The organism is Chryseobacterium sp. GVT01B (assembly GCF_019970045.1).
Taxonomy (GTDB): Bacteria; Bacteroidota; Bacteroidia; order Flavobacteriales; family Weeksellaceae; genus Chryseobacterium.
Map to the genome: position 1 here is coordinate 1 of NZ_JAHXYI010000003.1, position 26,836 is coordinate 26,836.

Annotated in this window: 20 protein-coding genes; 11 read left to right on the forward strand and 9 right to left on the reverse strand. The window is 36.4% G+C overall.

Annotation, left to right across the window (positions count from 1 at the left end):
• The coding region (locus LC457_RS06730) for a dicarboxylate/amino acid:cation symporter (protein WP_223599159.1) at positions 1-245 on the forward strand (245 nt) is incomplete at its 5' end.
• A gap of 2 nt (positions 246-247) precedes the next feature.
• Positions 248-973 carry a phytanoyl-CoA dioxygenase family protein gene (locus tag LC457_RS06735; RefSeq protein WP_223599160.1) on the forward strand — a complete coding sequence of 242 codons (726 nt, stop codon included), beginning with the start codon at positions 248-250 and terminating at the stop codon, positions 971-973.
• 190 nt (positions 974-1,163) lie between these two features.
• On the opposite strand, the gene LC457_RS06740 is transcribed toward LC457_RS06735, so the two are convergent.
• Positions 1,164-3,965, reverse strand: a complete 2,802-nt coding sequence (locus tag LC457_RS06740) for a GH92 family glycosyl hydrolase (protein ID WP_223599161.1) — start codon at positions 3,963-3,965, stop codon at positions 1,164-1,166.
• Between the two features lie 95 nt (positions 3,966-4,060).
• On the opposite strand from LC457_RS06740, the gene LC457_RS06745 reads away from it, so the two are divergent.
• Positions 4,061-6,403, forward strand: a complete 2,343-nt coding sequence (locus LC457_RS06745; RefSeq protein ID WP_223599162.1) for an outer membrane beta-barrel family protein — start codon at positions 4,061-4,063, stop codon at positions 6,401-6,403.
• 110 nt (positions 6,404-6,513) lie between these two features.
• Here the strand turns inward: LC457_RS06745 and LC457_RS06750 are convergent, their stop codons facing one another.
• Positions 6,514-6,969 (reverse strand): hypothetical protein, encoded by a 456-nt coding sequence (locus LC457_RS06750; protein ID WP_223599163.1) that lies wholly within the window; start codon positions 6,967-6,969, stop codon positions 6,514-6,516.
• Positions 6,970-7,194: 225 nt separating this feature from the next.
• On the opposite strand from LC457_RS06750, the gene LC457_RS06755 reads away from it, so the two are divergent.
• The 4 genes from LC457_RS06755 to LC457_RS06770 all read left to right on the forward strand — a co-directional run bounded on the left by LC457_RS06755 (position 7,195) and on the right by LC457_RS06770 (position 11,450).
• A complete protein-coding gene (locus tag LC457_RS06755; RefSeq protein WP_223599164.1) occupies positions 7,195-9,150 on the forward strand; it encodes a metallophosphoesterase in 1,956 nt (651 codons plus the stop codon).
• Positions 9,151-9,183: 33 nt separating this feature from the next.
• On the forward strand, positions 9,184-9,930 hold the full coding sequence (locus tag LC457_RS06760; RefSeq protein WP_223599165.1) for a hypothetical protein: 747 nt from the start codon (positions 9,184-9,186) through the stop codon (positions 9,928-9,930).
• A 118-nt stretch (positions 9,931-10,048) separates the two neighbouring features.
• Positions 10,049-11,155 (forward strand): Mrp/NBP35 family ATP-binding protein, encoded by a 1,107-nt coding sequence (locus LC457_RS06765; RefSeq protein ID WP_047378704.1) that lies wholly within the window; start codon positions 10,049-10,051, stop codon positions 11,153-11,155.
• Between the two features lie 46 nt (positions 11,156-11,201).
• The gene (locus LC457_RS06770; RefSeq protein WP_002977212.1) at positions 11,202-11,450 is read left to right on the forward strand and encodes a NifU family protein; all 249 of its coding nucleotides are present in this window, start codon (positions 11,202-11,204) and stop codon (positions 11,448-11,450) included.
• 100 nt (positions 11,451-11,550) lie between these two features.
• Here LC457_RS06770 and LC457_RS06775 read toward each other — a convergent pair whose 3' ends face one another.
• From LC457_RS06775 to ppk1, 6 genes are all read right to left on the reverse strand, one after another.
• Positions 11,551-11,943, reverse strand: coding sequence for a DUF3060 domain-containing protein (locus tag LC457_RS06775; RefSeq protein WP_223599166.1), 393 nt, complete (start codon positions 11,941-11,943; stop codon positions 11,551-11,553).
• Between the two features lie 182 nt (positions 11,944-12,125).
• Positions 12,126-15,164 (reverse strand): choice-of-anchor I family protein, encoded by a 3,039-nt coding sequence (locus LC457_RS06780; protein WP_223599167.1) that lies wholly within the window; start codon positions 15,162-15,164, stop codon positions 12,126-12,128.
• A gap of 141 nt (positions 15,165-15,305) precedes the next feature.
• The gene (locus LC457_RS06785; protein ID WP_167510664.1) at positions 15,306-15,455 is read right to left on the reverse strand and encodes a hypothetical protein; all 150 of its coding nucleotides are present in this window, start codon (positions 15,453-15,455) and stop codon (positions 15,306-15,308) included.
• A complete protein-coding gene (locus tag LC457_RS06790; RefSeq protein WP_223599168.1) occupies positions 15,452-16,105 on the reverse strand; it encodes an NAD-dependent epimerase/dehydratase family protein in 654 nt (217 codons plus the stop codon). Before LC457_RS06790 ends, LC457_RS06785 begins: the two co-directional genes overlap by 4 nt.
• Positions 16,106-16,428: 323 nt before the next feature.
• Positions 16,429-17,313, reverse strand: coding sequence for an exopolyphosphatase (locus LC457_RS06795; protein ID WP_223599169.1), 885 nt, complete (start codon positions 17,311-17,313; stop codon positions 16,429-16,431).
• Positions 17,310-19,382 carry a polyphosphate kinase 1 gene (ppk1, locus tag LC457_RS06800; RefSeq protein WP_223599170.1) on the reverse strand — a complete coding sequence of 691 codons (2,073 nt, stop codon included), beginning with the start codon at positions 19,380-19,382 and terminating at the stop codon, positions 17,310-17,312. Before ppk1 ends, LC457_RS06795 begins: the two co-directional genes overlap by 4 nt.
• A 242-nt stretch (positions 19,383-19,624) precedes the next feature.
• Between ppk1 and LC457_RS06805 the strand changes: the two genes are divergently transcribed.
• Both LC457_RS06805 and dnaK read left to right on the forward strand, forming a co-directional pair.
• A complete protein-coding gene (locus LC457_RS06805) occupies positions 19,625-20,863 on the forward strand; it encodes a T9SS type A sorting domain-containing protein (protein ID WP_223599171.1) in 1,239 nt (412 codons plus the stop codon).
• Between the two features lie 152 nt (positions 20,864-21,015).
• Positions 21,016-22,914, forward strand: a complete 1,899-nt coding sequence (dnaK, locus tag LC457_RS06810; RefSeq protein WP_047378697.1) for a molecular chaperone DnaK — start codon at positions 21,016-21,018, stop codon at positions 22,912-22,914.
• Positions 22,915-23,015: 101 nt separating this feature from the next.
• On the opposite strand, the gene LC457_RS06815 is transcribed toward dnaK, so the two are convergent.
• The gene (locus LC457_RS06815; protein ID WP_223599172.1) at positions 23,016-23,378 is read right to left on the reverse strand and encodes a helix-turn-helix domain-containing protein; all 363 of its coding nucleotides are present in this window, start codon (positions 23,376-23,378) and stop codon (positions 23,016-23,018) included.
• A gap of 93 nt (positions 23,379-23,471) precedes the next feature.
• On the opposite strand from LC457_RS06815, the gene LC457_RS06820 reads away from it, so the two are divergent.
• Together LC457_RS06820 and LC457_RS06825 are read left to right on the forward strand one after the other, a co-directional pair.
• Positions 23,472-23,915, forward strand: coding sequence for a DUF3291 domain-containing protein (locus LC457_RS06820; RefSeq protein ID WP_223599173.1), 444 nt, complete (start codon positions 23,472-23,474; stop codon positions 23,913-23,915).
• 201 nt (positions 23,916-24,116) lie between these two features.
• Positions 24,117-26,834, forward strand: a complete 2,718-nt coding sequence (locus LC457_RS06825; RefSeq protein WP_223599174.1) for a TonB-dependent siderophore receptor — start codon at positions 24,117-24,119, stop codon at positions 26,832-26,834.
• The last annotated feature ends 2 nt before the right edge of the window (positions 26,835-26,836 follow it).

Below are 26,836 nucleotides of genomic sequence, written 5' to 3' on the forward strand. Positions count from 1 at the left end.
CCATGCTATTGGTATTAATGCTTACTTCAAAAGGAATTGCCGGTGTTCCGAGAGCTTCTTTGGTAATTATTGTAGCAACGTGTTCCATGTTTGGTATTCCGCCGGAAGGAATTGCTTTGATCTTACCAATTGACCATTTCTGTGATATGGGAAGAAGTATGACCAATGTGCTGGGAAATACATTGGCGACTTCAGCAGTTTCTAAGTGGGAAGGACAATTGACAGAGCCACTAGACAAAATTTAAATATGAGTTTACATAACTTAGAAAATCATAAAAGCCATATTCTTGAATATGGCTTTGCTGTTATCAATAATGTTTTTTCACAGAAAGAACTTGAAGAAATAAACGATGTTCTTCAAAATATAGACACTTCAAAAGAGAATTTCAGAAAATCTGAAGATCTGTTTGCGATTAGGCAGTTTTTAAAAGAGGTCCCGGAAATCAAAGAACTTATTTTCAATGAAAACATTCAGAAAGTGGTTAGGGAAATCTTCGGAGAAAAATATTTTGTGGTAAAAAGTATTTATTTTGATAAGCCTGAAACTTCCAATTGGTATGTAGCTTATCATCAGGATCTGACTATTTCTGTTGATAAAAAATTAGATTTGCCTGATTTTGGTCCATGGACAACTAAAAAGAATCAGTTTGCAGTACAGCCACCACTGGATATTCTGGAAAATATCTATACCATCAGAATCCATCTGGATGATACCGATGAAAATAACGGAGCGCTGAAAGTAGTTCCAAAATCTCACGCAAAAGGAATTTACAGACCGGAAGCCATCGACTGGACAATTGAAACAGAAGAAATCTGCAACGTTGAAAAAGGGGGAATTATGATGATGAAACCTTTAACGCTTCACGGTTCAAACCGGACAACTAACGGAAAGAAAAGGAGAGTAATCCACATTGAATTTTCTGATAAGGAACTTCCGGAAGTCCTGCAATGGTCGGAAAGAATGAATGGATAAAAAAACGCCCTTCGAATTTTCGAAGGGCGTTTTATGTTGGGAAGCCTGGTGCTGGAAGAAGGAAGTTTTGAAAGTCTATAGATTAATATCAGTCTATTTAATTAAAACTTGAAAACTAAACTTTCTTACAAACGGACTTTAGGAAGTAATGAGTCAAATAGAAACTTCCATCTCCCTTCTCCCATCTTCTTTACTTTATAGAAATCTCATCAAGGAAAATATAAGCATCTCCTCCTGCTCCCTGATGCCATTCAGGAAGTTTTCCAAAGTAGTAAGCTTTTACTTTGATGTATCGGGCTTCGGTAGGAAGAATTTCAGTAGAAAAATCTTTGATCTGTACCTTTTCATCCTTGGGATCAATGTCATTGTCAACAGTTTTCAGAAGAATAAAATCTTTCCCGTTCATGGAAGCGTAATATTCTACTTTTTTAGGCATCAGAATCCACGCTCTGCTGTCCTGAAGATAGGTGGAAGATAATGATTTGATTTGCTGAGGAGATTTGAAATCAATGATTGCTTCAAAATTCTGTCCCTGATAGCCATGCCATTCACCTTTTCTCCAGTTGACATCACCTCTGATTCCGTCAATAAGAGCAAGATTTCCTGTGGCGCTGTACTGCGGAGTCACTTTTGACAGAATATTAATATCCCAGTAATTGGGTCTTCTGTTGAATTGGGCTGTAGTGACAGAGCTTTTTTCTCTGCTTCTTTCGGCATAAGCCATTACCTGAGTAGTTTTTGTGATTGAGAATGGCCCTTTATAAGTAGAAAAAGTCTTTCTTTTATTGCTGTCGCTTTCATCCATGGTCATATAATATACCTTGTCATTGGGATGTAAAGGAGTGATTTCAACTTTGGTAGAAAAATCAAAGATTCTATCGGCAGCGATCACGGGTGAAGCAGTTTGTTCCTCATATTTAAAATCTTTAACAGGTTTCACATTTTCAAAACCAAGTTTTTTAAGTTCCGCTCTGCCGGTGTTTTTAGTAATGGTTTTTGTCGTACCATCTTCCAGATGAAGCTTGATTTCATCAAAATAAGGTGTTGTTGTTTCCCATTCCGGTAATCCTGGAGTCACTGAATAAATTCCCATGGAACTTAGAATATACCATGCACTCATCTGGCCGCAGTCTTCATTTCCGATCAGTCCGTCAGGTGTGTTTTTATAAAAATTATCAAGGATATATTTTATTTTGGCATCCGTTTTTTCAGGTTTGTCTACAAAATTGTACAGATAAGCAATGTGGTGGCTTGGCTCATTTCCCTGAGCATATTGTCCCATCAATCCTGTGATGTCTACCTGTTCTCTTCCCGTTGTTTTATCAGGAGCGGTGAAGATGGCATCAATGAACTGTTCAAATTTTTCTTTCCCGCCATGCGCAGCAATTAGTCCCGGAATATCCTGCTGTACGGAATAAGAATAATGCCACGAATTTCCTTCTGTATAATTGTTGTTCACTTCTCTTGGATCAAATGGTTCATACCAGTTTCCATTCTTTCTTGGCTGCATAAACCCGGTTTTAGGATTGTAAAGGTTTTTCCAGTTCTGAGAGCGCTTCATGAAATACTGATAATCTTCTTTCTTACCTAAAATTTTTGCCATTTGGGCAATGCACCAATCATCATAAGCATATTCTACCGTTTTGGAAACACTTTCATGCTCATCATCAATACTGATATAATTATTCTGTTTATAAGCATTCAATCCGAAAATGTCCTGCATTGCCGAACCTTTCGCAGCCTGAAAAGCCTTTTCATAATCAAACCCCTGAATTCCCTTGGCCATAGCATCTGCAATCACAGAAACTGAGTGGTAGCCAATCATACATTCCGTTTCATTGGAAGCCAGCTCCCATACCGGAAGTTTTCCACCCTGCTCGTATTGTTTGATGAAGGTATTGATGAAATCTGCAGTTCTTTTTCGGTCAATTAAAGTCATCAGCGGATGAGCTCCCCTGAAAGTATCCCAAAGTGAAAAGACGGTGTAATAATCAAAGCCATTTGCCGTGTAGAGGTTGTTATCCCTGCCTCTGTATTTTCCATCAACATCCATATTGATGTTCGGTTGTGTGAAAACATGATAAAGAGCGGTGTAAAAAACTGCTAATTTATTTTTATCATCAGACTTTACTTCAATTTTTGAAAGTTCTTTATCCCAGTTGGCTTCTGCCTGTTTTCTTACAGCATCAAAATCTTTAGATTGTCCTTCTGCCAGCATATTTTTTCCTGCTCCTTCATATCCTGTAGGAGAAATAGAGACTTTTACATTGATCTTTTCTCCTTTTTTAACATTAGCTGAAAATGCCAGTGCAAGTTTTGTCCCGGTAAAAAGATTAGTTTCCTGTTTTCCGTTAACCTCTTTTTTAGAGATTTTCATAGGCTTTGAAAATTCAATTCTGGCGTAGATATACTGGTTGGTAGCCCAGGCTTCACTTCTTCTGAAAACTTCAATGGTTTTATCATCAATAACTTTTACTTCACCTTCCAGAAGTTTATCTCTGTGGTTGAGGTCCAAAATGATATTGGCATCACCTGCATTGTTGAAGGTGTATTCATGGTAACCGACTCTTTTTGTCGTTGTCAGACGCACTCCAATATTATGTTTATCTAATTTAACAGTATAATATCCGGCAGTAGCCTTTTCATTTTTATGCGAAAATTTTGAGGAATACTCTTTGCTGTTCAGGCCTGGATTTCCCATCGTGGGCATCAGCATAATGTCTCCGTAATCTGAAACTCCTGTACCATTTAAATGCGTATGAGAAAAACCATAGATCACAGAATCCGAATAATGGTATCCGCTGCAGCCATCCCAGCTTCCGTCTATTCTTGTATCGGGAGAAAGCTGCACCATTCCGAATGGAACAATAGCACCTGGAAAAGTATGGCCATGGCCTCCGGTTCCTATAAAAGGATTCACATATTGGGAGTAATTCTGTGCAGAAATGATCTGAGTAATAAATAAAGAAAATGCTATAAGCCCTTTTTTCATGTTTTGATTTTATAAAGGCGAAGATATTGAAAAACAGCAAAACAGAGGTAATAAAACGAAGGAGTAGCTTGTCTTATAGAAAACGACTATAATTCATGAAGAAGACATTACTTGCTGTAATTGTGCTGTTGCCGGCAGCTGCATTTGCCCAGACGGTAACAGGGAAGATTACCCAAACCGGAAATGCTGTTCCCTACGTTGAGGTGGTTGCAGAAAAAAATCAGAAGAAGCAGACTGCTATTTCGGACGAAAAAGGAAATTACTCACTGAAACTTTCAGAAAACGGAACGTATCATATTAAACTTATTCAGGATGGTATAGAAATATCCAGCAAGGAACTGGCAATAAATGGTGAGGTAAAACATGATTTTTTTATTGAAAAAAAGAAAGAGAAGCAGATCGAAGGCGTTACACTTACTGCCAGAAAAAAACTGATTGAGAGAAAAGCAGACAGATTGGTTTTCAATGTTTCCAATTCTGTGGCTTCACAGGGAATGGATGGGGCAGATGCTCTTGCAACAACACCATTGGTAAAAGTAGATGATAATACCGGAGTTTCAATTGTCGGGAAAAGTGGGGTAGCAGTAATGATTAATGACAGGATTCTGAATTTGTCAGATGCTGAATTGGTTACTTATCTTAAAAGTCTGCGATCTGAGAATATAGAAAAAATTGAAGTCATTACTTCACCTCCCGCCAAATATGAAGCACAGGGAAACAGCGGTCTTATTAATATTGTTTTAAAGAAAAATCAGAATCTGGGATGGAACGGAAGTTTTACCTCCAGCCTTCAGCAACAAACTTATACCGGAAATTCAAACAGTGTAACCTTGAATTATCAGAATGAAAAACTGCGTACTTCATTGAAATTAAGACAGAATAAAAATGAAAAACATTCTTATGAAAATTACTGGATAGAAGGAGTAGACGGCCTTAAAAGTAATGATAACAGAAGAGATTTTGGAGATGGGCTTGGAGCAAATTTAAGTCTGGATTATCAGCTGAGTAAAAAGTCCAATATCGGATTTATTTATGATTTAGGATTCGGGCATTCTAATATGGATATCAGGAATACTTCAAACTATTTTCAGAATGGGATTTATACCAATACACTCCTGACTGATGCAGAGCACAGAGCTACAGGAAGGCAAAACACGGCCAGCGCTTATTATGATCTGAAATTCGGGAAACAGGACAATAAACTGAGTATTACAGGAAATTATTTTTCCAATACACCGGAAACGACCATTGATTTTACCACTACAGAAAGCTCGGGAGACCGGTTTGTTGTAAAGTCGCCATCTATGGTAGATTATAAAATTTATTCAGGGCAGGCAGATCTTACATTACCTTATCAGTTTGCAAAGACAGAAACAGGAGTGAAGTTCACAAATTTTGATAATAACTCCAATATTTTTTATCAGAATTTAAAGAACGGACAATATATCACAGATCCTCTGAAGAGCAATGAATTTGAGTACAATGAAAAAAACTACGCCGCTTATATCAGTTTTGAAAAGACTTTCAACGAAAAATGGTCGGCAAAGGCAGGCTTACGTTATGAATATTCTGTAGTCAATGGGAATTCTTTAACTTCAGGTCAGCAGAATGAAAATTCTTACGGAAAATTTTTTCCTACAGCCTATGTCAGCTATAAAAGCAATGAGAATCATACATTCAACCTGAATTATTCCAAAAGGATTAACAGACCGGGATTCCGTGCCATCAATCCCTACCGCTGGTACATCAATATCAATTCTTATTTTACCGGAAATCCTTTCCTTAAACCGTCGATCAATCATAATTTTGAACTTTCTTATGTTTATAAAGGAAAACTATCAGCGTCTGCTTATTTTCAGAGATCAGTAGATGCATTTGGTCAGCTCGCTAATCTGAAAGGTGAAAACAGGGTAAGTACTTTTGAAAATTACTACAATCAGAATAGTATGGGTATTTCGCTTAATTACTCAGATACTTTTTTCAAAAGATGGGAAGCGAATTACTCTGCTAATTATTCTTATATGAACACGGATGTTTTTGCAACGGATGCCCTTGCCAGAAAAGGGAACAGCTATGATTTCGATTTTCAGAATAATATATCACTCAATTCAGGCAAAACCATACAGCTGATTCTGAACTACTGGTTCCGCCTGCCTTCCAACTCCGGAAATTCATATATGAAGTTTGCCGGGAATTTTACATCTGGACTGAAACTAAACCTTATGGAAAAAAGTCTTCAGCTGAATGTGTTTGTTTCTGATATTTTGAAGCAAGGGAAAAGTATGGGTGAAATTTATTATACCACCGGAACTCATTCGTACAATAATTATTACGATGCCAGAAGGCTCACGGTATCTGCAACATATACTTTCGGAAATAAAAAAGTAAAAGGTGCGGACCGCAATGTAAGGTTTGATGAAAAAAACAGAGCGAACTGATAATCTGGATTTAAGTCATTCTTTATGCTTCGTGTAATTCTGAATGAAGCGAAGCGGAATGAAGAATCTCTTCCTTTTATGAGATTCTTCATTCGCCAGAATGCAAATACTTACACTTCTCCTTCAAAAACATCATTAAGATATTTCTCCTTATCATTTTCTTCCCGCCCGGAACCCAGATATTTTTTCCAGGACTGGGATTCATGATAGACAATACCCATTTCCCAGACACAGTAAGTAGGGAGGTGGGTTTTGTTTCTGTCCCATATTTCAAAGTTGCCGGAACCGTCATAATAAACACTTTCCCATAATTCATTTTCACTTCGCCATGTACATACCAGGAGAAGATAATTTTCTCCGCAGCGATGCATAATGATAAATCCAAGATCATCAATATTTTGGAAGTTTTCTTCAGCATATTCAACACATAACCGGGCATTATGAATATCCTGTGGGGAGATTTCTGCCGGATCATCAGCCAGATCGTACCATTTGAATTTTGTTTTTCCAACGGTAAAAATTCCTTTCGGTAGTGCATATTTGGAAGGGTAGGTATTGGTTTTCATATTAATTATTTTACAATGATAATGGTGTTAATAAATCTAATTATTTTATTTAATACCTAATCATAAATATTTTTGTTAACGGATAAAATACCACAAAAGTGTTATATGAATCGAATTTCAAATTTCATACATTTGATCGTAAACTAATAATTTCCGGTTTGGTATGTTAAAAAATAGCTTAACATAAGAACCTTAAGAAAACCAGTACAAATTCAATATATAAATATGATGGAAACACTATTTTATTATCTTCTGCTGCTCGCTGGAGTTACGTTTCTGATATTTTACTTTAAAGACAGTTTCTACTCTGCTAAAAAAGTGAAAATATTTAAAGATATTGATGAGAAATATCCCTATTACTTTATTCCTCAAAAACCTGTCAAATGGTTTGATTTTACCGGGCTGATGAATAGTTTCAGAATGGTTTCTCTTTCTGCAGATATCCTTTCTATCATTGATAAAAGAGAAATGCAGACTGCTTTGGGGAAAGATACCGGCAGAGAGCTGTTAGAAAGTAACTGTGACGAATCGGAAGATGAATTCTGGTTTGATTTCATTGCAGACACGGGCGATGGCTTTGATGCTACTACCTCTGTTTTTTATCATCTGACAAGAGAAAGTTATATCTATTCTTTTAAAAATGAATTCAACAGAGAGGTTGAAGATGAGGTTGAAATCAAACTGAAAAGGGGATCTGTTTTGGTTGTAGGAGGTGATCTGGTGTATCCCGTAGGCTCTGAAACCAATTACAGAGACCGCTTCAAAGGACCTTTAAGACTTGTTGCTCCTGATACAAAAGAGGCAGGTCCAATACTCATTGCTACACCGGGAAATCATGACTGGTACGATGGTTTAAGTGCTTTTTTCAGGCTGATGTGCCAGAGAAGCAAAATCAGTGATTACAGAACGGTACAGAACCGAAGTTATTTTGCTTATTCACTAAGGGAGAATGTTCACTTAATGGGTATTGACAATCAGTTGCTGGGAGATATTGATATTCCTCAAATGACTTTTTTTACTGAATATGTCGAAAAAATATCAAAAGGAAATGATACCAACCATGTTATTTTGCTCATTGCAGAACCTTATTGGTACAATTATCAGATAAAAGACAGACACAAGAGAAGACAACGTATGGATAGTCTGGAATATATTATCCGAACAATGAAAGAAGCTGTCAGAAAACTGGAGGCAAGCAATATAAAGTCAGAAATTATTTTTGACGTAGTGCTTACAGGAGATATTCATCATTATTCACATTATAAATTGGATAAAAATGAGAAAGGCTATGATAAAGAGATCAAACATTATATTACTTCAGGCGGTGGCGGTGCTTTCGGGCATATTACCGATTTTTTAAAAGATACAATCACTCTTCCGATCCTGCAAAACACAACGACTACAGAACTCACCTATCAACTGGATGGCAGATATCCGTCTAAAGAAAAATCCGGTAAAAAAACATTCTGGAATCTTATTTTCTTTATCATCAATTATGAATTTACCGTATTACTGTTTTTACTTTCATTAATCGTTACGTATACCCATTGCTACTCGGATTCTATTTTGAAAGGGCTGATTTTATTGTTAATTCCTGTGATCTTTCATTTTACCATCACCAAAGTCACCAATACAGAATGTTCCGAGAAGGAAAAATGGACGAGCAAAATTCTGCGGGGATTTTTATTTTTATTATCGTTTGCTGTTCAATGGTTTGTATTCATGAAACTTCCGACGTATGGATTTACTTTTTTACAGGACAGCCATTTGTCTTTTATTCATATTAATGAAATAAAAAGCTTCTTTAAAATTCCTGCCGGGTGTGATTATTTTATTTCTCAGCTGATTATTTCTGCTCTTTTGCAATCCATACTTTTTGGATGGTATATTCTTTTCGGATATCATTTTTTTAAATTATATGTCACCGAAATTTCATCCGGGAAAATAAATACAGGAAATAAAAACTTTCTGAAGTTTAAAATAACAGATAAAGAAATTGTGATCTATGTAGTTGCTATAAAAAAAACATACCAATGGATGAATTTATTAAAAAAGAAACATGCTTCTCAATTACAAAAAGAGATGCTTACCGAAGATCCGAAGAAATTTATCAAAGACAATTTCAAGCTGGATCCGGACAAAAATGTGAAAATTATTGATAAAATAACGATTTCATTATAACTCAGTTTCTCAACAACTATAAAAACGAACCTCATGGAAACTAACTTTAAAAAACCTGCTCAGGATGATAATAACGGAGTACTGATCTCCTATTACCAGCTAAGAATGTTTATCGGATTACTTGGATTTCTTCTTTCATTCCTTCTTTTTATGACCACCTATTTCCTGAATGATGAGCATCCGCTCAAAGTAAGTATCAGTCATTATTACTACAGTTTCGGACATATAATTTTCGTAGGAACATTATGTATTCTGGGTGGATTATTCGCTACCTACAGGGGAAAAGATAAATACGAAAATATGCTTTCAAATTTTGCCGGAGTAATGGCGGTGTTGGTCGCTGTATTTCCGACAAAATTTACTGGATATGGAGGAAATATTTACATTACTATAGATAAAGTGAATTACCAGGAATGGTTCAGCTGGGTACACTATATCAGTGCAGGACTGCTTTTCGTGTCTTTTGCTGTTTTTTGTCTCTATTTTTTTCAGAAAAGTGATAAAGAACAGGATGGTGAACCTGTTTCTGCAGAAGAAGCGCTTAAGAAAAACCGTAGAAACCTGTATTATAAATTCTGCGGCTGGGGAATACTCATCAGTCTTGCCTGTATTGGGCTCATTGCTCTTTTAGGAGATGATTCGGCTTCAGCGAATAAATTTCTAACTTATTCTACCCTTATTTTTGAAACCACATCATTGTTTTTCTTCTCTACCTCCTGGCTGTTAAAATCCAGTGAATTCTGGAACAAAAATATTCCATTAGTAACCTATTTCAGGTAATAATTGCCGATATATAAAGGGTTGAAGGTCTGTGTTTACAAAAGAATTTATCTATGATTGTGTTTACTTATTCTAAATAGGTGAAAAATGCGTAAATTTGTAAACAATTTATATTTATATGTTGACGAAAGAAAAGGTTCAGGATTTCCTTAAAGAAATAGAAGTAGACGATTTGGTGAATAATCTTCAGATTATGGGTGATGATGTTTATATTGACATGACTGCTCATTCGCCTGCAATGCACGAAAAGAAAAAACTGGAGGCTGCTATGAAACAGGCTTTTGCCAGTGAGTTTGGAGAAAACGTTCATTTAAAACTTAAAATCGTTTCTCCGGAGCCTAGTGAAATTCAGCAAAGTCAGATCAAAGGAAAACAAATTCCGGGAATTCAAAATATTATCGCTATTGCTTCCGGTAAAGGAGGGGTAGGGAAATCTACAGTTTCTGCAAATATGGCAGTAACTTTAGCTAAAATGGGCTTTAAAGTAGGATTATTAGATGCTGATATCTATGGTCCTTCAGTTCCTACCATGTTTGACACTGAGGGGCAAAAGCCAATTTCTGTAGAAGTGAATGGTAAGAATCTTATGAAACCTATCGAGAACTATGGAGTAAAAATGCTTTCAATAGGATATTTCTCTGGAGCTAATCAGGCGGTAGTGTGGAGAGGGCCAATGGCTTCAAAAGCATTAAACCAGATGATCAGAGATGCTGCATGGGGAGAATTGGATTTCTTACTTATAGATCTTCCTCCGGGAACAGGTGACATTCACTTGTCAATTATCCAGGAAGTACCGGTAACAGGTGCGGTGATTGTAAGTACACCTCAGCATGTTGCACTGGCAGACGTAAGAAAAGGTATTGCCATGTTCCAGATGGAAAGTATCAATATTCCTGTTCTTGGATTGATAGAAAATATGGCGTATTTTACACCGGAAGAGCTTCCTGAAAATAAATATTATATCTTTGGAAACCAGGGAGCACAATATTTAGCTGAAGATCTTGGAATTCCTGTATTAGGAGAAATTCCATTGATCCAAAGTATCAGAGAAGCAGGAGATGTAGGAAGACCAGCTGCGCTTCAGGAAGGATCTAAAATTGCAGATATCTACACAGAAACAGCCAGAAAAATGGTAGAAAGCTTAGTGGAAAGAAACAAAAGTCTTCCTCCTACTGAAGCTGTGAAGATTTCTACAATGGCAGGATGCTCACCAAAAGCAAAATAATAATAACTTTCAATACATTTGAAAGTACCAAATTGAACTGAAAAATATGGAAACAAACATAACGCACGAAGATACAGTAACAAGAGTAATGGAAGCTCTGGAAAGCATCAGACCGTTTTTGAATAAAGACGGTGGTGATATTGAGCTTATTGATGTGAAAGATAATCAGGTGTTTGTGAAACTTTTGGGTAACTGTTCCGGATGTTCGTTGAATTTCTCAACCCTGAAACTAGGAGTTGAAAATACCATCAAACAACATGCGCCAGAAATCGAAAAGGTAATCAACGTAGAGTAAAATTTATCTGAGATATTTTTAAAAAGACAGACCGCATTGAGGTCTGTCTTTTTTGTTTGAATATGCTCTTTACAGACTTTGAAATCTGTGAGAATTGTCCTTATTGTTTTACAACTTTATTTCCCACTCCGGTAAGAGAAACATCGGGTTTTCCTGATTTTGTTCCGGCAGTCCTGTAGTAGACTACATTGCCACCGCCTTCTATAGTTACTTTGTCTACTTTATCAATGTATACTTTATTGCCGGTTCCGGAAACAGCGATCTTTTTTGCACTTCCTTTGATCATTACCGTGTTATCACCGCCTTCCACCTCAGCAACTCCTCCGTTGAGTGTATAATTGAGTTTATGACCTACACCTTCTACCTGTATGGTTTTATCATTATCTGTTTTCTCTACCCCTTTTGTAGATTCTGTTTTTCTGGATTGTGAAAAGGCAGTACCTGTTCCCATTAACAGGAGAGCCAGAATTCCTGCTGTCTTAATATTTTTCATTATGAATTTGGTTTTGTTGAGAGTAAATATAGAAATAAAATGATTTTTTCAGGCATTTCAAAAGTTAAATCATCTTAAATAATGAGTTTTATATTGACTTGACTTCAAAACTTCTCAATAACAAAAAAGCTCCGGAAAAGTCCGAAGCTCTAACTAAATAGAATGTATACTGTAATTTATGTTTACTTTACAATAACTCTTTTGATCTGTCCTTCTGAAGTTTTTACAAGATAAACACCTGTAGAAAGGTTGGATGTGCTTATGGTTAAGGCATTCTTTTCTTTTCCAATTAATTTTCCGGACATATCATATAATTCGTAATCCTGTTTTCTGTTAAAATAAAGGGTATTTCCTTTGTTGACAGGATTTGGGAAGATATTAAAGGTTGCCGGTTCCGCTTTAGTTTCACCAGTTCCCAAAGTAGGTGGCATTGCTACTTCATACATAGATAAGGTTCCACTGATCTCGTTGGCAATAATTACATACCCTTTGTTGGTTGTTGTATTTTCAGGAGCAATATAGATAATTCCTTCAGGGCCATTGTCACCTCCGTAAGCTGAAGTAGAGCGGGAATGTTTATAATCGGTGAAAGTAGGGTTGTTAGGGTCTGTGATATTATACACCATAACTCCTCCTGTTCTTTCTAATGTGATAAAAGCATAGGTCTGTCCATTGATATTTCCTAATGCCACACCTTCCGGTTCTGGACCTTTTGCACGGCTTCTGTTTTTAACAGCATTGGATTCATTATCTGTATTGAAAATTAAAGGCTGATAGGCTGCAATATATCTTTCAAACTGATCTCCACTGTCGTACACGATCTGTTTGGTATCCGCATTGAAAATAGAGAATGAACGCGCTCCTAAAGCTGCCATTTCTTCAAACTCTGCATCTCCGTCTGTATTTCCAGTAGCAGATGAAACCCTGAATCTTCCCAGATTATACGAAGCCTTTAAAATACTTGAATTAGGGAAAAGCACAGGATCTAAAATATAGCTGTTTGCCCCCACAGTAGTTCTTTCACTGTATCCTGAAAGGTCTTTTTCATCTCCTTCGTTGGCGGTTACAATATAATGGGTATTTCCTACCTTATAATTCTGTACAGCATCCGGAACATAATAAGCTTTTACAGGCCAATTGGCAATTAAAACCTCTCCATTATTGTCCGAAGCATCAAAACCATTACCTGGCAGGCTCATATCTTTTTTACCTAATCCCCAGATTCCAGTGATGGTTTTGGTTGCCAGATTAATTTCAGCGACAGCATTATTTTCCTGAAGCGTTACCCATGCTTTCTGACTGTCAGAACTGATGGTAACATATTCAGGCTCCAGATCCTGGGAAAGAGTATTATTGGTTCTTACCTTTCTTAAACCTGTAGCGGTTAATGCAGCAAGTTGAGAATCAAAACTGTTGAAATTGAGAGTGGTTACATTACTTTGCATAAGATTTCCGATACCGCCAGAAATGTCAATGATGCTGATTGTCCCTTCAGGATCTACAGTATAAGCATCATTAGGTTCTCCTTCATTCGCTGTAACAACTTTTGTTCCGTCAGGGGAGAAGGTGATCATATCCGGTAAAGCTCCTACAGTAAGCTGCTTCAGGAAGTTTCCGTTAATGTCAAAAAATACTACAGAACCGTTTTGTTGAGGATCAGTATTCGGAGAAGCGGCTGCGATGATTCCATTTTTTACGGCAATACTTGTGATTCCGCCATAAGGAGCCATATTGACTGTTTTTACGACTGATGGAATGGCTGGATTACTGAAATCAATAATGTCAAAAACATCTGTAATGGAACTTATTGTGAATAAACGTTGTGTTGATACATCATGAACTACAATTTCCGTAGAACTGTTATTATTTCCTGAAGGATCAAAACTTCCAAGATAATTCAGTTGGATCTGATGAGAAGGAACCGGCGCCGGTTTATCATTATCAACAATATAAACCGTTGCAGAATTGTCCCCTGAAATAGTAGCTCCGGTAGGATTTTCTAGGCTTACCACAAAATATTCCGCCTGTTGTTCTGCCACTGTGTCATCAATAATCGGAATATTAACGGTATAACTCGTTGTAGATGGAGTGATGTTTATAGTCTGGTTGGCTAAAGTAAAATCATTGGCATCAGCTGTACTGAATGGCGCCTGTTTTACAACAAGATTTACGGTAGATGTGGAAGGATTCGTGACATTGATTTTGAATGCAAGGTTTCCTGCATTTTCATTGACCTTAATGAAGTTTTTTTCCAGAGAAATTGTTGTTCCTGCTGTTGTGAAAGTGCTGGATGTAACGGCAGTAACCCCATTATCACTGAAATCTTCTACTGTATTGGGTTTAAGTGCAACATAATAAGTTTGTCCCGGTACCAATCCTGAAGTAGGGATCACGGTGATAGTATTGTTACTGAAAGTCGTCGTAAAAGGAATTGGTGTTCCTGCAGCATTTCCAAGACGAAGCTCTATAAGATTTTGAGCGTTAGAATTATTGATCGCAGAATTATCTGTTAATCTCACATTTTCATTAAAAGTCAATGTAGGATTTACAGTTGTAGAAGCGTTATTGGTATTATGAGCAGGAAGATAAGTAACTGTTGGTGGAGTGGTGTCCGCACCTCCGGCAGGAGTCGCATCTACCGTAAAATTATCGAAACGGTTGTTGCCACCGGTTCCGCCTCCTGTTGCTGAGAATTCAACCTTTAATTTAAAATTGGGATTGTTATTAGCTCCCTGTAAGGCAGAAAAATCAAGAGTAACGAGCTGAGGGTTGGCATCCTGTGGAGTTACAGTCTGAAGCTGCACAAAATTAGTTCCGTCTGTTGAATAAGACCATGTCTGAGTTCCGGCTCCCTGTCCTGATCTTCTGGTGGTAAACTTAACAATGACATTGTTGTATCCTGTGGTTGGCAGATTAAACTGTAATCCTCCTCCAATTGGATTATTGAACCTTAAATGAGTTCCGGATGCATCCCCATTTCTTGCATTTAAGTTTTCATCACTAAAATTCTGTCCGGTACCACCAGCAAAATCTATTATACTTGTACCGCCTGCTATTTGAGTAAGAGAACCATTCACCATGGTAGAAGATGGTGTAGTGATGGTGGCAGCAGATGTATTATTGTTAAAGTTCCAGTAATGAATCAGTGTCTGCCCGAAAAGCCCGCTCTGAAAAAAGAATGCGGCAATCACAGACCCTTTTAATAGGTAGTTGTTGATCATTTTTACTTTAATTAGTTAAATGCAAAAATGAACTTTATGTTTCGCAACTATTTTAATGGAATTTTAAGAAATGTTTAAAAAATAGGTTTGTTTCCGATAAAAGATAGAATAATGTTCAAGTGAGAGATTTGTAGGATGAAATTATTTCCCTGATTTCCCGGAAAAATTTAAAATTGTTCCTGATTTATTCCCTTCCAATGGATGTTTCTGCATATAAAAATATCCTGAAACAGCAGTCACAAGCAAGAGTACAAAAATAACCAGAACAATTCTTCTTAACATGTCTCTCATATCGCTAAATTTTTAATATCTCTAATTTCTAAAGTAGATGTTGGGTACCCTTTTTGTGTCACATTGATCATTGCTCTACCCACTTCCTGTAAAGTTAATGATTTTGATTGGAAAAAAATAGGAAAAATCCAAATAAAAGGTTTAAAAAACCATTTTACATTCAATTGACCCTCAACTGGTTTCATAAATCCGGGACGGAAATTGTAAGCACCTTTGAAATTCATCTTTTTCAAATCATTTTCGGTTCTGCCTTTTACCCTTGCCCACATCATTTTTCCACTCTCTGTGCTGTCAGTGCTTGCCCCTGAAACATAGTTGAAAACCATGTCCGGATTTTGGTTCAAAACAGCTTTTGCAAAATGCAGGGTTGTATCGTAAGTGATTTTGGTGTAATCTTCTTCATTCATTCCTATGCTGCTGATTCCTGCACAGAAAAAACAGGCATCATAACCTTTCAGTTTTTCATCATGAATGTCTATGGATAAAAAGTCCGGAACAAGATATTCTTTCAGTTTGGGGTGTGATTTTCCGGAAGATTTTCTGCTTATGCTGAGAATTTCAGAAACATGAGGATTCTCAAGACATTCCATTAAAACGCCTTCGCCTACCATCCCTGTAGCCCCTGTAATAATTATTTTGATTGGGTTCATTGTTTTGCTATTGATAATAGTGTGACGGATGGAGATGAGGTTTTACTTTAAAAATTCAGAAAAATTTTATTAAAAGATAAAAGATAAAAGATAAAAGATAAAAGATAAAAGATAAAAGATGTTGTCATTAAAATTCAATAGGGGTGGGTTTTAACCCACCTGATATTAAAAGATTCATCTATTGGCTTTAGCCAAAACTTAATAACAGAAAGAGAATATAGAGATTGCTTCGTTGCTTCGCTCCTCTCAATGACATTGCGGGAAATGGATGCCAAAATAAAAAGCCAGCTCAATGGCTGGCTTTACAATATCGTTATTTGCTGTTACTTTTTGTGCTGTAACTGACTGTAAATATTATGGATTAATCCATCTGCTACAGATATTTTAGGAACAAAGATCCTGTTGATATCAGACCAGGACATTACATTATTGAAAATGCTCAGGGCATGTACCAATACATCGGCACGGTCTTCTCTAAGGTTGTAATTGGTCATTCTTTCTTGTACAGAAAGCTCATTGAATTCTTTATATACCTTTTTCAGGTGGGACAAAGACATTGGTTTTCCGTCTTTGGTTTTGCTCATGGAGAATACTTTATTGATATTTCCTCCTGATCCAATGGCTACAATTGGTTTTTTACTGACGATATTTTTCTTGATTTCGTCCTTCATCTCTTTCCAGTTATCCATCGTAACCAGGTTGTTGAGAAGACGGATTGTTCCGATATTGAACGATTTTTCGTAAACCATTTTCCCGTTTTCGTAGAAAGTAAGTTCTGTAGAACCTCCACCAACGTCGATGTATAAGTAAGCGAATTCTTTGTCAAGACCTTCTGCAACATGATTTTCATAGACCAGTGTGGCTTCTTCATCACCGGAAATAATTTCGATGTTGATTCCTGATGTTTCCTTTACGATGTCAATAATTTCATTACCATTGGCAGCATCACGCATCGCACTGGTAGCACAGGCTCTGTAATGATCTACTTTGTATATTTTCATCAGGTCACTGAAGATTTTCATGGAATCAATAACCATTTTTTCTCTTTCGGGACCTATTTTTCCGATGGTAAAAACATCCATTCCCAGTCTCAGAGGAATTCTGAGAAGGTTGAGTTTGATGAATTCAGGTTTTCTGTTATTAATCTTAACCTCATTGATAAGAAGGCGGGCTGCATTACTCCCTATGTCTATCGCTGCTATCTTCATTTTTTGCTTGTTTTAGCTTTTAAATATTTATAGGTTTCTATTTGTGAACGGCATTCTTTTTTATCATTTCTTATATACTCGTTGCTGAGTTTTTTATCAAGAATTCTGGCTTTTACATTATCCCTAAGCTGAATGTCAAGAATATCTTTTAATTCTTTCTTAAGGATCTTGTCAGTGATTTTAGCCGCAGCTTCAATCCTGTAATCCAGGTTTCTGGTCATCCAGTCAGCGGAAGAAATGTACATGTCTTCTGTTCCTTTATTGTAGAAATACATTACTCTGGCGTGCTCCAGGTATTCATCTACAATACTTATAGCTTTTATTTTTTCTTTAAACTCTTTCTGGTTTACAGCACAATAGATTCCTCTTACGATAAGCCTGATTACCACACCAGCTTTGGCTGCATCATATAGTTTTTCTATCAACAGTCTGTCGCTCATAGAATTTACCTTGATGATGATCTCTGCTTTTCGGCCTGCTTTGGCTTCTTCGATTTCTTTATCAATATGGTGAACAATCTTTTCACGCATAAATTGAGGGCAAACTAATAAATTTTTACAAGTTTTCAAAATCGGAATAAAATCATCCTTCGGTTTTTTCAGCACATTGAAGACTTTATTGATATCTGCCATGATACCGCGGTCGGCTGTAAGGAGCAGATGATCACCATATATTCTTGCCGTTTTTTCATTGAAATTTCCGGTACTTACAAATCCATATTGGATGGTTTTATTATGGGCTCTCTTTTTGATAACACACAGTTTAGCATGTACTTTTTTGTTGGGAATTCCCACAAGAACAGTAATTCCTTCCGGTTCCAGCATATCTTTCCATTTCAGATTGGATTCTTCATCAAACCTTGCCTGAAGCTCCAGCATTACAGTCACTTCTTTACCATTTCTGGCAGCATAGATGAGCGCGTTGATGATTTTTGAGCTGCTTGCCATACGGTAAGCGGTGATCTGTATAGATTTTACATCCGGATCCATTGCTGCTTCACGAAGAAGATCAATCACTGGGTTGTATTTGTGATAAGGGAAGGTAAGAAGCACATCTTCTTTTAAAATAACATCCGTTACTCTTTCACCATGTTCAAATGCCTGATGCGTAAACGAGCTTCTTTCCACAGGTCTTTCATACGTTTCAAAAACATCTGGAAAGTCCATGAAATGCTTGAAATTATGAATTTTTCCTCCCGGAATAATACTGTCTTTTTTCGTTAAATTCAGTTTTCTGATAAGGAGCTCTAGTAGTGCTTTATCCATATCTTTATCAAAAACGAAACGGGTAGGCTTTCCTTTTCTTCTGTTTTTGAGTCCTTTTTCTATTTTTTCTGCGAAGTTGGTTCTGATATCATTATCCAGGTCAAGTTCGGCATCTTTTGTTACTTTAAAAGCATTGGCAGAAAATTCATCATATCCGAAATAAGAGAAAATGTGTGGAAGGTTAAAGGTAATCACGTCTTCCAGTAACATTACATTTTTTTCTTCCGGATCTTCCGTCGGCAGCAATACGAATCTTCCCACAAAACGGGAAGGAATTTCAATAATGGCATAATTACTGGAATATTGCCAATCTTTTTTTCTCATGGCCACTCCCAGATAAAGACTTTTGTCTCTCAGATAAGGCATAGGAGTATTTTCATGAAGAAGAATCGGGATCACATTGGATTCTACCACTTCATCGAAGTATTGTCTGACAAATTCTTTTTGTCCTGCTGTCAGGTTTTTGGCATTTTTAATGAAAACTTTATGATCAGCCATTTCAGTCTGGATCTTTTTCCAGGTTTTATCGAAATTTAACTGCTGTCTCATCACCACTTCATTGATTCTCTGAAGGATTTTGGAGGGCGGCTGGTAGAAAGATTCAGCAATCACTTTTTCCTTAAAATCCATGGCACGCTTTAATCCGGCAACACGTACTCTGAAAAATTCATCTAAATTGTTGGAGAAAATTCCGAGAAAACGTATTCTTAAATGTAAGGGAACTTTTTCATCCATGGCCTCCTGCAAAACTCTTTCATTAAAGGCAAGCCATGTAATATCTCGTGGATTAAAGTGTATTGACATTCTAAATGTGTATATTTTATCAAAAATAATCATTCGTAAAGATTCTTCCTCTATTTCTTAGGTTAAACTTTGATTAATTTTTAAAGGATAGTGAATTAAATTGTTTTGCTGATAACAAGTCTGTTGGTAATCAGTTGGTTTAAGTAAAATTAGAGTTATAATGATTTTACTGTAAATTACTCATTTATTCCATAATCTTGTTGTGAGAATGGTTATATTTGCGGACTATTTATATTATTTAGATGAAAAAAGTTTTACTATTGACAGCCGGCTTTCTGATGGCTAATGCATTTGGTCAGAGAGAATGTGCCACTGATTTGAAAATGAAGGAATTTTATGCAAGAAACCCTCAGGCTCTGGCAAAAAAAGAAGATTTACGAAATTATTTAACCAGTAAAAATGCCGCTGCCAGTACAATGGCTAAAAACGGTCAGACTGTGATTACAATTCCGGTTGTAGTGCATGTTCTTTATGGTAGCGCTGCTCAGAATATTTCTGATGCTCAGATTGCATCGCAGATTGCTATTTTGAATAATGACTTCAGAAAATTAAATCCTGATTTCAGTTCTGTCGTTCCTGATGCATTCAAGCCTTATGCTGCAGATATGGAACTTACATTTTGTATGGCAACAAAAACGCCTACAGGCGCTGCTACTACAGGTATAGAAAGAAAATCCGTTGCTTCAAATTTTGATTTTGCCAATCAATATTATCTGGCATCTGGACTTACAGCCTGGGATCCAACTAAATATTTAAATATCTGGGTAGGAAATATGCCTAATCCTTATCTTGGATGGGCTTATCTACCTGATGCTGCCGGTTTCCCGGAGGACGGACTTGCTATTGGCTATAAATATTTCGGAACTACAGGAGCAGCTGTGGCGCCTTATAATGGAGGACGAACTGCTACACATGAGATAGGACATTATTTTGGATTGCTTCACCCATGGGGAGAAGATGGCAGTGTTTGTAATACGCCGGATAATGATGATGGCTGTGCAGATACACCTGCTATTAATGATGCCCATTTTGGTGGTAATGTTTTTCCGGATAATAGCTTTATGTGTAACACTACTGCAAATGGAGCCATGTTCATGAATTTTATGGATTATGTGACAGATACAGAAATGGCATTTTTTACGAATGATCAAAAAACAATCAAGACCAATACAATGGCGGGGCCAAGAGCGAGCCTTCTGAATTCCAATGCATGTGCATTCTTATCTGTAAATGATGTGGAAAAAGTAAACTCTATCAATCTTTTCCCTAATCCTACTACACAGTATATTTCAATTGCTTCTCCTTTAGCACCTATTAATGAAGTAGAGATTTTCAACGCTGAAGGAAGGCTTGTGAAAAAAGCATTTATTAAAAATGAAACAGACAAAATTGATGTGAAAGATTTTGCCAGTGGTGTTTATTATGTAAGAACTTATAATGGCAAAGACTTCGTAAAATCTATGAAGTTTATCAAAAAATAATGAAAATATTTCCATATTAAATGATACAAAGCCTCGATTTTATCGGGGTTTTTATTTTTATTGTGTCATTTTGTCATAATTCTTCGAATGGTACAGATATTGAGAAATTGAGAGTGTAAATTAAATTAAAAATAGAAAAAATATAAAATATTATGAGTAAAATAATTGGAATTGACTTAGGAACAACCAACTCTTGTGTTGCTGTAATGGAGGGTAAAGACCCTGTTGTTATTCCTAACGCAGAAGGTAAGAGAACTACTCCTTCTATTGTAGCTTTTACAGAAGACGGAGAAAGAAAAGTAGGTGATCCTGCAAAAAGACAAGCTGTAACGAATCCAACAAAAACTGTTTACTCTATCAAAAGATTTATCGGAACTCACTTTAAAGATGATGCTTCTGAAATCACAAGAGTACCTTATAAAGTAGTTGCTGGACCAAACGATACCGTAAAAGTAAAAATCGACGATAGAGAATATACTCCACAGGAAATTTCTGCAATGACTCTTCAGAAAATGAAGAAAACTGCTGAAGATTATCTTGGACAGGAAGTAACAAGAGCAGTAATCACTGTTCCTGCATACTTCAATGATGCACAGAGACAAGCTACTAAAGAAGCTGGTGAAATCGCTGGTCTTAAAGTAGAAAGAATTATCAACGAACCTACAGCTGCAGCGTTAGCTTACGGTCTTGATAAGAACCATAAAGATCAGAAAATTGCAGTATATGACCTTGGTGGTGGTACTTTCGATATCTCTATCCTTGATTTAGGAGATGGTGTATTTGAAGTATTATCTACAAACGGTGACACTCACTTAGGAGGTGATGACTTTGATGATGTGATCATCAACTGGATGGCTGATGAGTTCAAAGCTGAAGAAGGTGTTGAATTGAAATCTGATGCGATTGCATTACAAAGATTGAAAGAAGCTGCTGAAAAAGCTAAAATTGAATTATCTTCTTCTCCACAGACAGAAATCAACTTACCATATATCACGGCTACTGCTACAGGTCCTAAACACTTAGTAAAGACTTTAACAAAAGCTAAATTCGAGCAATTATCTGCTGATCTTGTAAGAAGATCTATGGAGCCTGTTGCTAAAGCATTAAAAGATGCTGGTTTATCAACTTCTGATATTGACGAAGTAATCTTGGTAGGTGGTTCTACAAGAATCCCGATCATCCAGGAAGAAGTAGAAAAATTCTTCGGTAAAAAACCATCTAAAGGAGTGAACCCGGATGAGGTTGTAGCTATTGGTGCAGCAATTCAGGGAGGTGTATTGACAGGTGATGTAAAAGACGTATTACTACTTGACGTTACTCCACTTTCTTTAGGTATTGAAACAATGGGTTCTGTATTCACTAAATTAATTGAGGCGAACACTACGATCCCAACTAAAAAATCTGAAGTATTCTCTACAGCTTCTGACAACCAGCCGGCTGTAAGCATCAGAGTAGGACAGGGAGAAAGATCAATGTTCAACGATAACAAGGAAATCGGTAGATTCGATCTTCAGGATATTCCACCAGCACCAAGAGGAGTTCCTCAGATTGAGGTAACTTTCGATATTGATGCGAATGGTATCCTAAGTGTATCTGCTAAAGATAAAGGAACTGGTAAAGAGCAGTCTATCAAAATTCAGGCTTCTTCAGGTCTTTCTGACGAAGAAATCGAAAGAATGAAGAAAGAAGCTCAGGAAAACTCTGCAGCGGATGCTAAGAGAAAAGAAGAAGTTGAAATCTTCAACAAAGCTGACGGATTGATTTTCCAGACTGAAAAGCAATTGAAAGAATTCGGTGAAAAGCTTTCTGCTGACAAAAAAGCAGCTATCGAGGCAGCTCATGCAGAATTAAAAACAGCTTTCGAAGCTAAAAATGTTGATGACGTAAAAGCTAAAACTGAAGCGTTAGATGCAGCATGGATGGCAGCTTCTGAAGAGTTATATGCAGCGGGTCAACAGCCAGGTGCTGATGCAGGTGCAGGAGCTCAGAATGCAGGTGGAAACGCCGGAGCTGAAGATGTACAGGATGCAGACTTCGAAGAAGTAAAATAATAAATGTAAACACTAACATTTAATTATAAATCAACCCCGCAGTAATTTATTTACTGCGGGGTTTTTATTTAGACTGATATTCAGATTTTATACATCAACTTTTAAAGTTTTTTTTTACTTTCTAAAATGGTTTTGCCCCAATCATTAATATGATTTAACAAAGGAATAAATGATAATCCTAAATCTGACAAACTATATACAACTTTTACGGGAGGCTTTGTTCCAAATACTGTTCGTGTTATTAATTGATCTCTTTCCAATTGTCTCAGCTGAATACTTAAGGTTGTTTCAGTAATAAAAGAAAGTTCTTTTTTTAGTTCACCAAACCTTTTATCACCATTTTTTAAGTGACAGAGAATAACCGCTTTCCATCTTCCTCCAATGAAATCCATAACAAAACTTACTGCACAGGGATATGATTTTTGATCAACATTGATGTATAAGGTCTTACATTCTTTTTCCATCTTTTTTATAGTATCTAAATTGATAGTTATTTTATGCTAATAGTACAGGATCTATTTTTACACAATATTAATCAGAATAAAAGAAATAAAAAAATGTACCAGCTAGCACAAATTAATGTTGCCCGAATGATAGGAGCTAACATAGAAGATCCGGTAATGAATGAGTTTGTCAGTCATTTGGACTCAGTAAACCGATTGGCAGAGGAAAGCGATGGATTTATCTGGAGACTGAAAGACGATGAAAATAATGCTACAAGTTTTAATCCGCTTAATGATGAAAAAATTATTATCAATATCTCTGTATGGAAAGATATAGAATCGTTGGAATATTATACCTATAAGACATTTCACGTTGATTTTGTAAGAAGAAGAAAAGAATGGTTTCAAAAATATGGAAAGGCCTATTATGCTTTATGGTGGATTAAAGATAATGAATATCCAAGTATTGAGGAGGCATTAAAACGTTTGGAATATTTGCAGGAAAAAGGTTCATCTTCCTATGCATTTAATTTTCAATCTGTTTTTCAAAAGCCATAGCTAAATATATAATGATAAAAGAGAACAACTTTAATATACTATAAATGCAGTATATTAAAGTTGTATTGTTATTGTATTCCTTATATGAGGAATTAAATGTATATATTTTTTTATTTTAAGTTAAAATAACTTAAACATTTTCAAAACTTACTTTTTATTTAGAATAATTATAATTAATTTTGCAATCTAAATATTTTAAGGGTGAAATTATCGTTATTAGCAGGTGCTGTTTTTCTAACAGCAGGCGGATTCCTGTCTGCCCAAAAAGTAGAAATTTTTCACAATGGACAACGCAAAACCGGAGAACTTGTCAGTGGTGGTTTGAAAGAATGTAAACAATTGCATAAAAATGGCAATTCTATGATTCTTAAAGGAAAATGTCAGATCACTTTTCTGAATGACAGTAATAAAGAAGAAACCATTATAATAAAAGAAGGGGAGGAACTGAATCTGCAGATTCTATCACCTAAAAGTTCATCTCGTGAAAGATCAGAAATCCGAATCGAAGGTGTACAGCTTACAGCAAGAAAAAAACAATTTTCTGAGATCGTTATTCAACAGGAAGCACTTCAAAACCTCCAGTCATTTTCAATTGGTGACGTATTGCAGCAATTACCCGGTCAATATGTACAGCAATTTGACAATACTCAATTTAAAAATATTGTATTCAGAACCGCCAGTGGACCTTCAATCACAGGCTCCGGAACTGTTCCGGGAGGTGATGATTTTGGAAACAGGGCATTTGGAGTACAGTTGATGGTCAATGATATTGCCTTGTCTAATAACGAAAATATGCAGAGCTATGATTCTGCCAACAGCGGTCCTTTTGGAATAAGCTTTAATACTTCTACCAAAGGAGGAAATTTAATGCCTGGACAGCCTAACTATGGGGTCGATTTAAGAGAAGTTCCTACAGAAAATATAGAAAGTATTGAAGTTATACAAGGAGTTCCAGATGCCAAATATGGAGATTTAACTTCCGGATTAATCAAAGTTACCACAACGGCGAAAGCATCACCATTACGATTGGATGCCTCTCTGAGAGAAGGAACTTATCAGGTTGGCCTTACCAAAGGTTTTAAAATTAATCAGAACAATGCCCTGAATGCTTCCGTTGATTATATGAATTCGCTTTCAGATCCCCGAACCAGTCTTGTAGGGTATGACAGAACAAATGTCAATCTTCTTTGGTCAAGTAATAAAAATGGATTTAGAAATAAGCTTTCTGCTTCATTTTCTACCAATAGCAGCAAGGGAAAAAGAGACCCGGATGATGTTGACGGAATGATTATCAATGTCGAAAATAAGAGCTTTTCATTAGGAAATAATATCAGCTATTTTTTTGCACAGAATGGTAAAAAAACATTCTTTAAATCAATCAATGTCGATATGGGGATAAGCTATGCAACTCAGCTTACAGAACGCAGATATTGGCTGAACCAGGGAGCCCGCCCGTATGGAAACTCTACAACAGATGGTGTTTATTATGCACCTTATACACCACCAAGTTATGAGAATCAGGCATTTTCGGATGGTAAACCTCTTAATATTTACACCAATTTTAGTATTAACGGAATAAAATTAACTTCTTCGAAATGGGCTCATAACTATAGTATGGGTGCTAACTTCCGCTATGGAGATAACTTTGGAAAAGGAAGATACGGAACTGCAGGTCAGTTTACTACGATAAATGCAGCCGGGCAAGGGTCCAATGGGATGAGAGATTTTAATTACAGGGATAATGTATTTTCCAGTAAACAGTATGCACTGTATATTCAGGATAATATTACCAAAGTCTTTGCTAATAAACACATTTTTAAAACAAATCTGGGTCTTCGTTATGATCTTCAGAATTCATATTCTACCTATTCGCCAAGGGTAAACACATCTTATCAGATGGGAAAATTTTCTGTGAGAGGAGGGTTTGGATTAACATCTAAAGCACCTTCACTCAATCAGCTCTATACATCACCGAGATATTTTGACTTTTTGTTAGGGGATTATCGTTTGCCTGGATATTACTCAGCGGCGATTATGCAAACAGTAGTGACTCCAGGAGATAATGCAAGCCTTAAACCTTCAAAAAGCTGGAAAACGGAAATAGGAGTTGATTACAGATTTCCTTTCGCAATAGTTAACCTTACGGCATATTACAATAAGCTGGTTGATGGTTTTACCACATTGAGTGTTCATAAGATTATGGATAAAGCCAAAGTGGATGTCAATATATCCGGAACAAACGTGCCTACTTTTGAAGTGGTAGGAACTGAAAAATTTAATTACCTCCAGAACAGAATTATTAACGGATACCAGTCTTCAGATAAAGGGTTGGAACTGATGGCTAGCTTCAAAAAAATAGAAGCTCTTAATCTTGTGATTGGTTTCAATGCCAGTTATGTAGAAACTTCTGGGCAGAAAGACGACGGGCTTTACAAAATCAGTGCGCCGGAGATCATGGATAAGGATTTCCAATACGGGATTTATAATGATATTAAAAATAAAAGATCCATGGCCAGAGCGAGTTTCAGTTTTGATTATCACCTGGCTTCATCAGGGTTAATTATTGGCCTGAGAACGGATCATTTTCTTTCAGACAAATCCCTGACAGGAATGAATGACATTTATCCGATAGGATATATAAAACATGATGGAGAAATGCAGATGATTCCTGAAAATGAACGTACCAATCCAAAATACCAGGGATTGTTCCTGAAACCTTCTGAAGAAAAACTTTCAGGGTTATATAACAAAACACTTCATAATGTTCATTTAAGAGTTACAAAAGATTTCTTAAGTGGTTTCAGATTGTCAATATATGTAAGTAATGTTTTCAATTTAAAAGCATATGATGAAAGAGGAAGTGTTTATGGCAACTTTACTTCTACTTCGTTCGGAGGAAATATTTCATACAGATTTTAATA

Bases quoted from the DNA above. Each gene is read 5' to 3' on its own strand.
- LC457_RS06765 (WP_047378704.1), top strand. From the start codon at position 10,049: ATGTTGACGAAAGAAAAGGTTCAGGATTTCCTTAAAGAAATAGAAGTA.
- LC457_RS06750 (WP_223599163.1), bottom strand. From the start codon at position 6,969: ATGAAAACCAATACCTACCCTTCCAAATATGCACTACCGAAAGGAATT.
- LC457_RS06735 (WP_223599160.1), top strand. From the start codon at position 248: ATGAGTTTACATAACTTAGAAAATCATAAAAGCCATATTCTTGAATAT.
- LC457_RS06795 (WP_223599169.1), bottom strand. From the start codon at position 17,313: ATGAAGATAGCAGCGATAGACATAGGGAGTAATGCAGCCCGCCTTCTT.
- LC457_RS06770 (WP_002977212.1), top strand. From the start codon at position 11,202: ATGGAAACAAACATAACGCACGAAGATACAGTAACAAGAGTAATGGAA.
- LC457_RS06820 (WP_223599173.1), top strand. From the start codon at position 23,472: ATGTACCAGCTAGCACAAATTAATGTTGCCCGAATGATAGGAGCTAAC.
- LC457_RS06780 (WP_223599167.1), bottom strand. From the start codon at position 15,164: ATGATCAACAACTACCTATTAAAAGGGTCTGTGATTGCCGCATTCTTT.
- LC457_RS06740 (WP_223599161.1), bottom strand. From the start codon at position 3,965: ATGAAAAAAGGGCTTATAGCATTTTCTTTATTTATTACTCAGATCATT.
- LC457_RS06790 (WP_223599168.1), bottom strand. From the start codon at position 16,105: ATGAACCCAATCAAAATAATTATTACAGGGGCTACAGGGATGGTAGGC.
- LC457_RS06745 (WP_223599162.1), top strand. From the start codon at position 4,061: ATGAAGAAGACATTACTTGCTGTAATTGTGCTGTTGCCGGCAGCTGCA.
- LC457_RS06815 (WP_223599172.1), bottom strand. From the start codon at position 23,378: ATGGAAAAAGAATGTAAGACCTTATACATCAATGTTGATCAAAAATCA.
- ppk1 (WP_223599170.1), bottom strand. From the start codon at position 19,382: ATGTCAATACACTTTAATCCACGAGATATTACATGGCTTGCCTTTAAT.
- LC457_RS06760 (WP_223599165.1), top strand. From the start codon at position 9,184: ATGGAAACTAACTTTAAAAAACCTGCTCAGGATGATAATAACGGAGTA.
- LC457_RS06775 (WP_223599166.1), bottom strand. From the start codon at position 11,943: ATGAAAAATATTAAGACAGCAGGAATTCTGGCTCTCCTGTTAATGGGA.
- LC457_RS06755 (WP_223599164.1), top strand. From the start codon at position 7,195: ATGATGGAAACACTATTTTATTATCTTCTGCTGCTCGCTGGAGTTACG.
- LC457_RS06785 (WP_167510664.1), bottom strand. From the start codon at position 15,455: ATGAGAGACATGTTAAGAAGAATTGTTCTGGTTATTTTTGTACTCTTG.
- dnaK (WP_047378697.1), top strand. From the start codon at position 21,016: ATGAGTAAAATAATTGGAATTGACTTAGGAACAACCAACTCTTGTGTT.
- LC457_RS06805 (WP_223599171.1), top strand. From the start codon at position 19,625: ATGAAAAAAGTTTTACTATTGACAGCCGGCTTTCTGATGGCTAATGCA.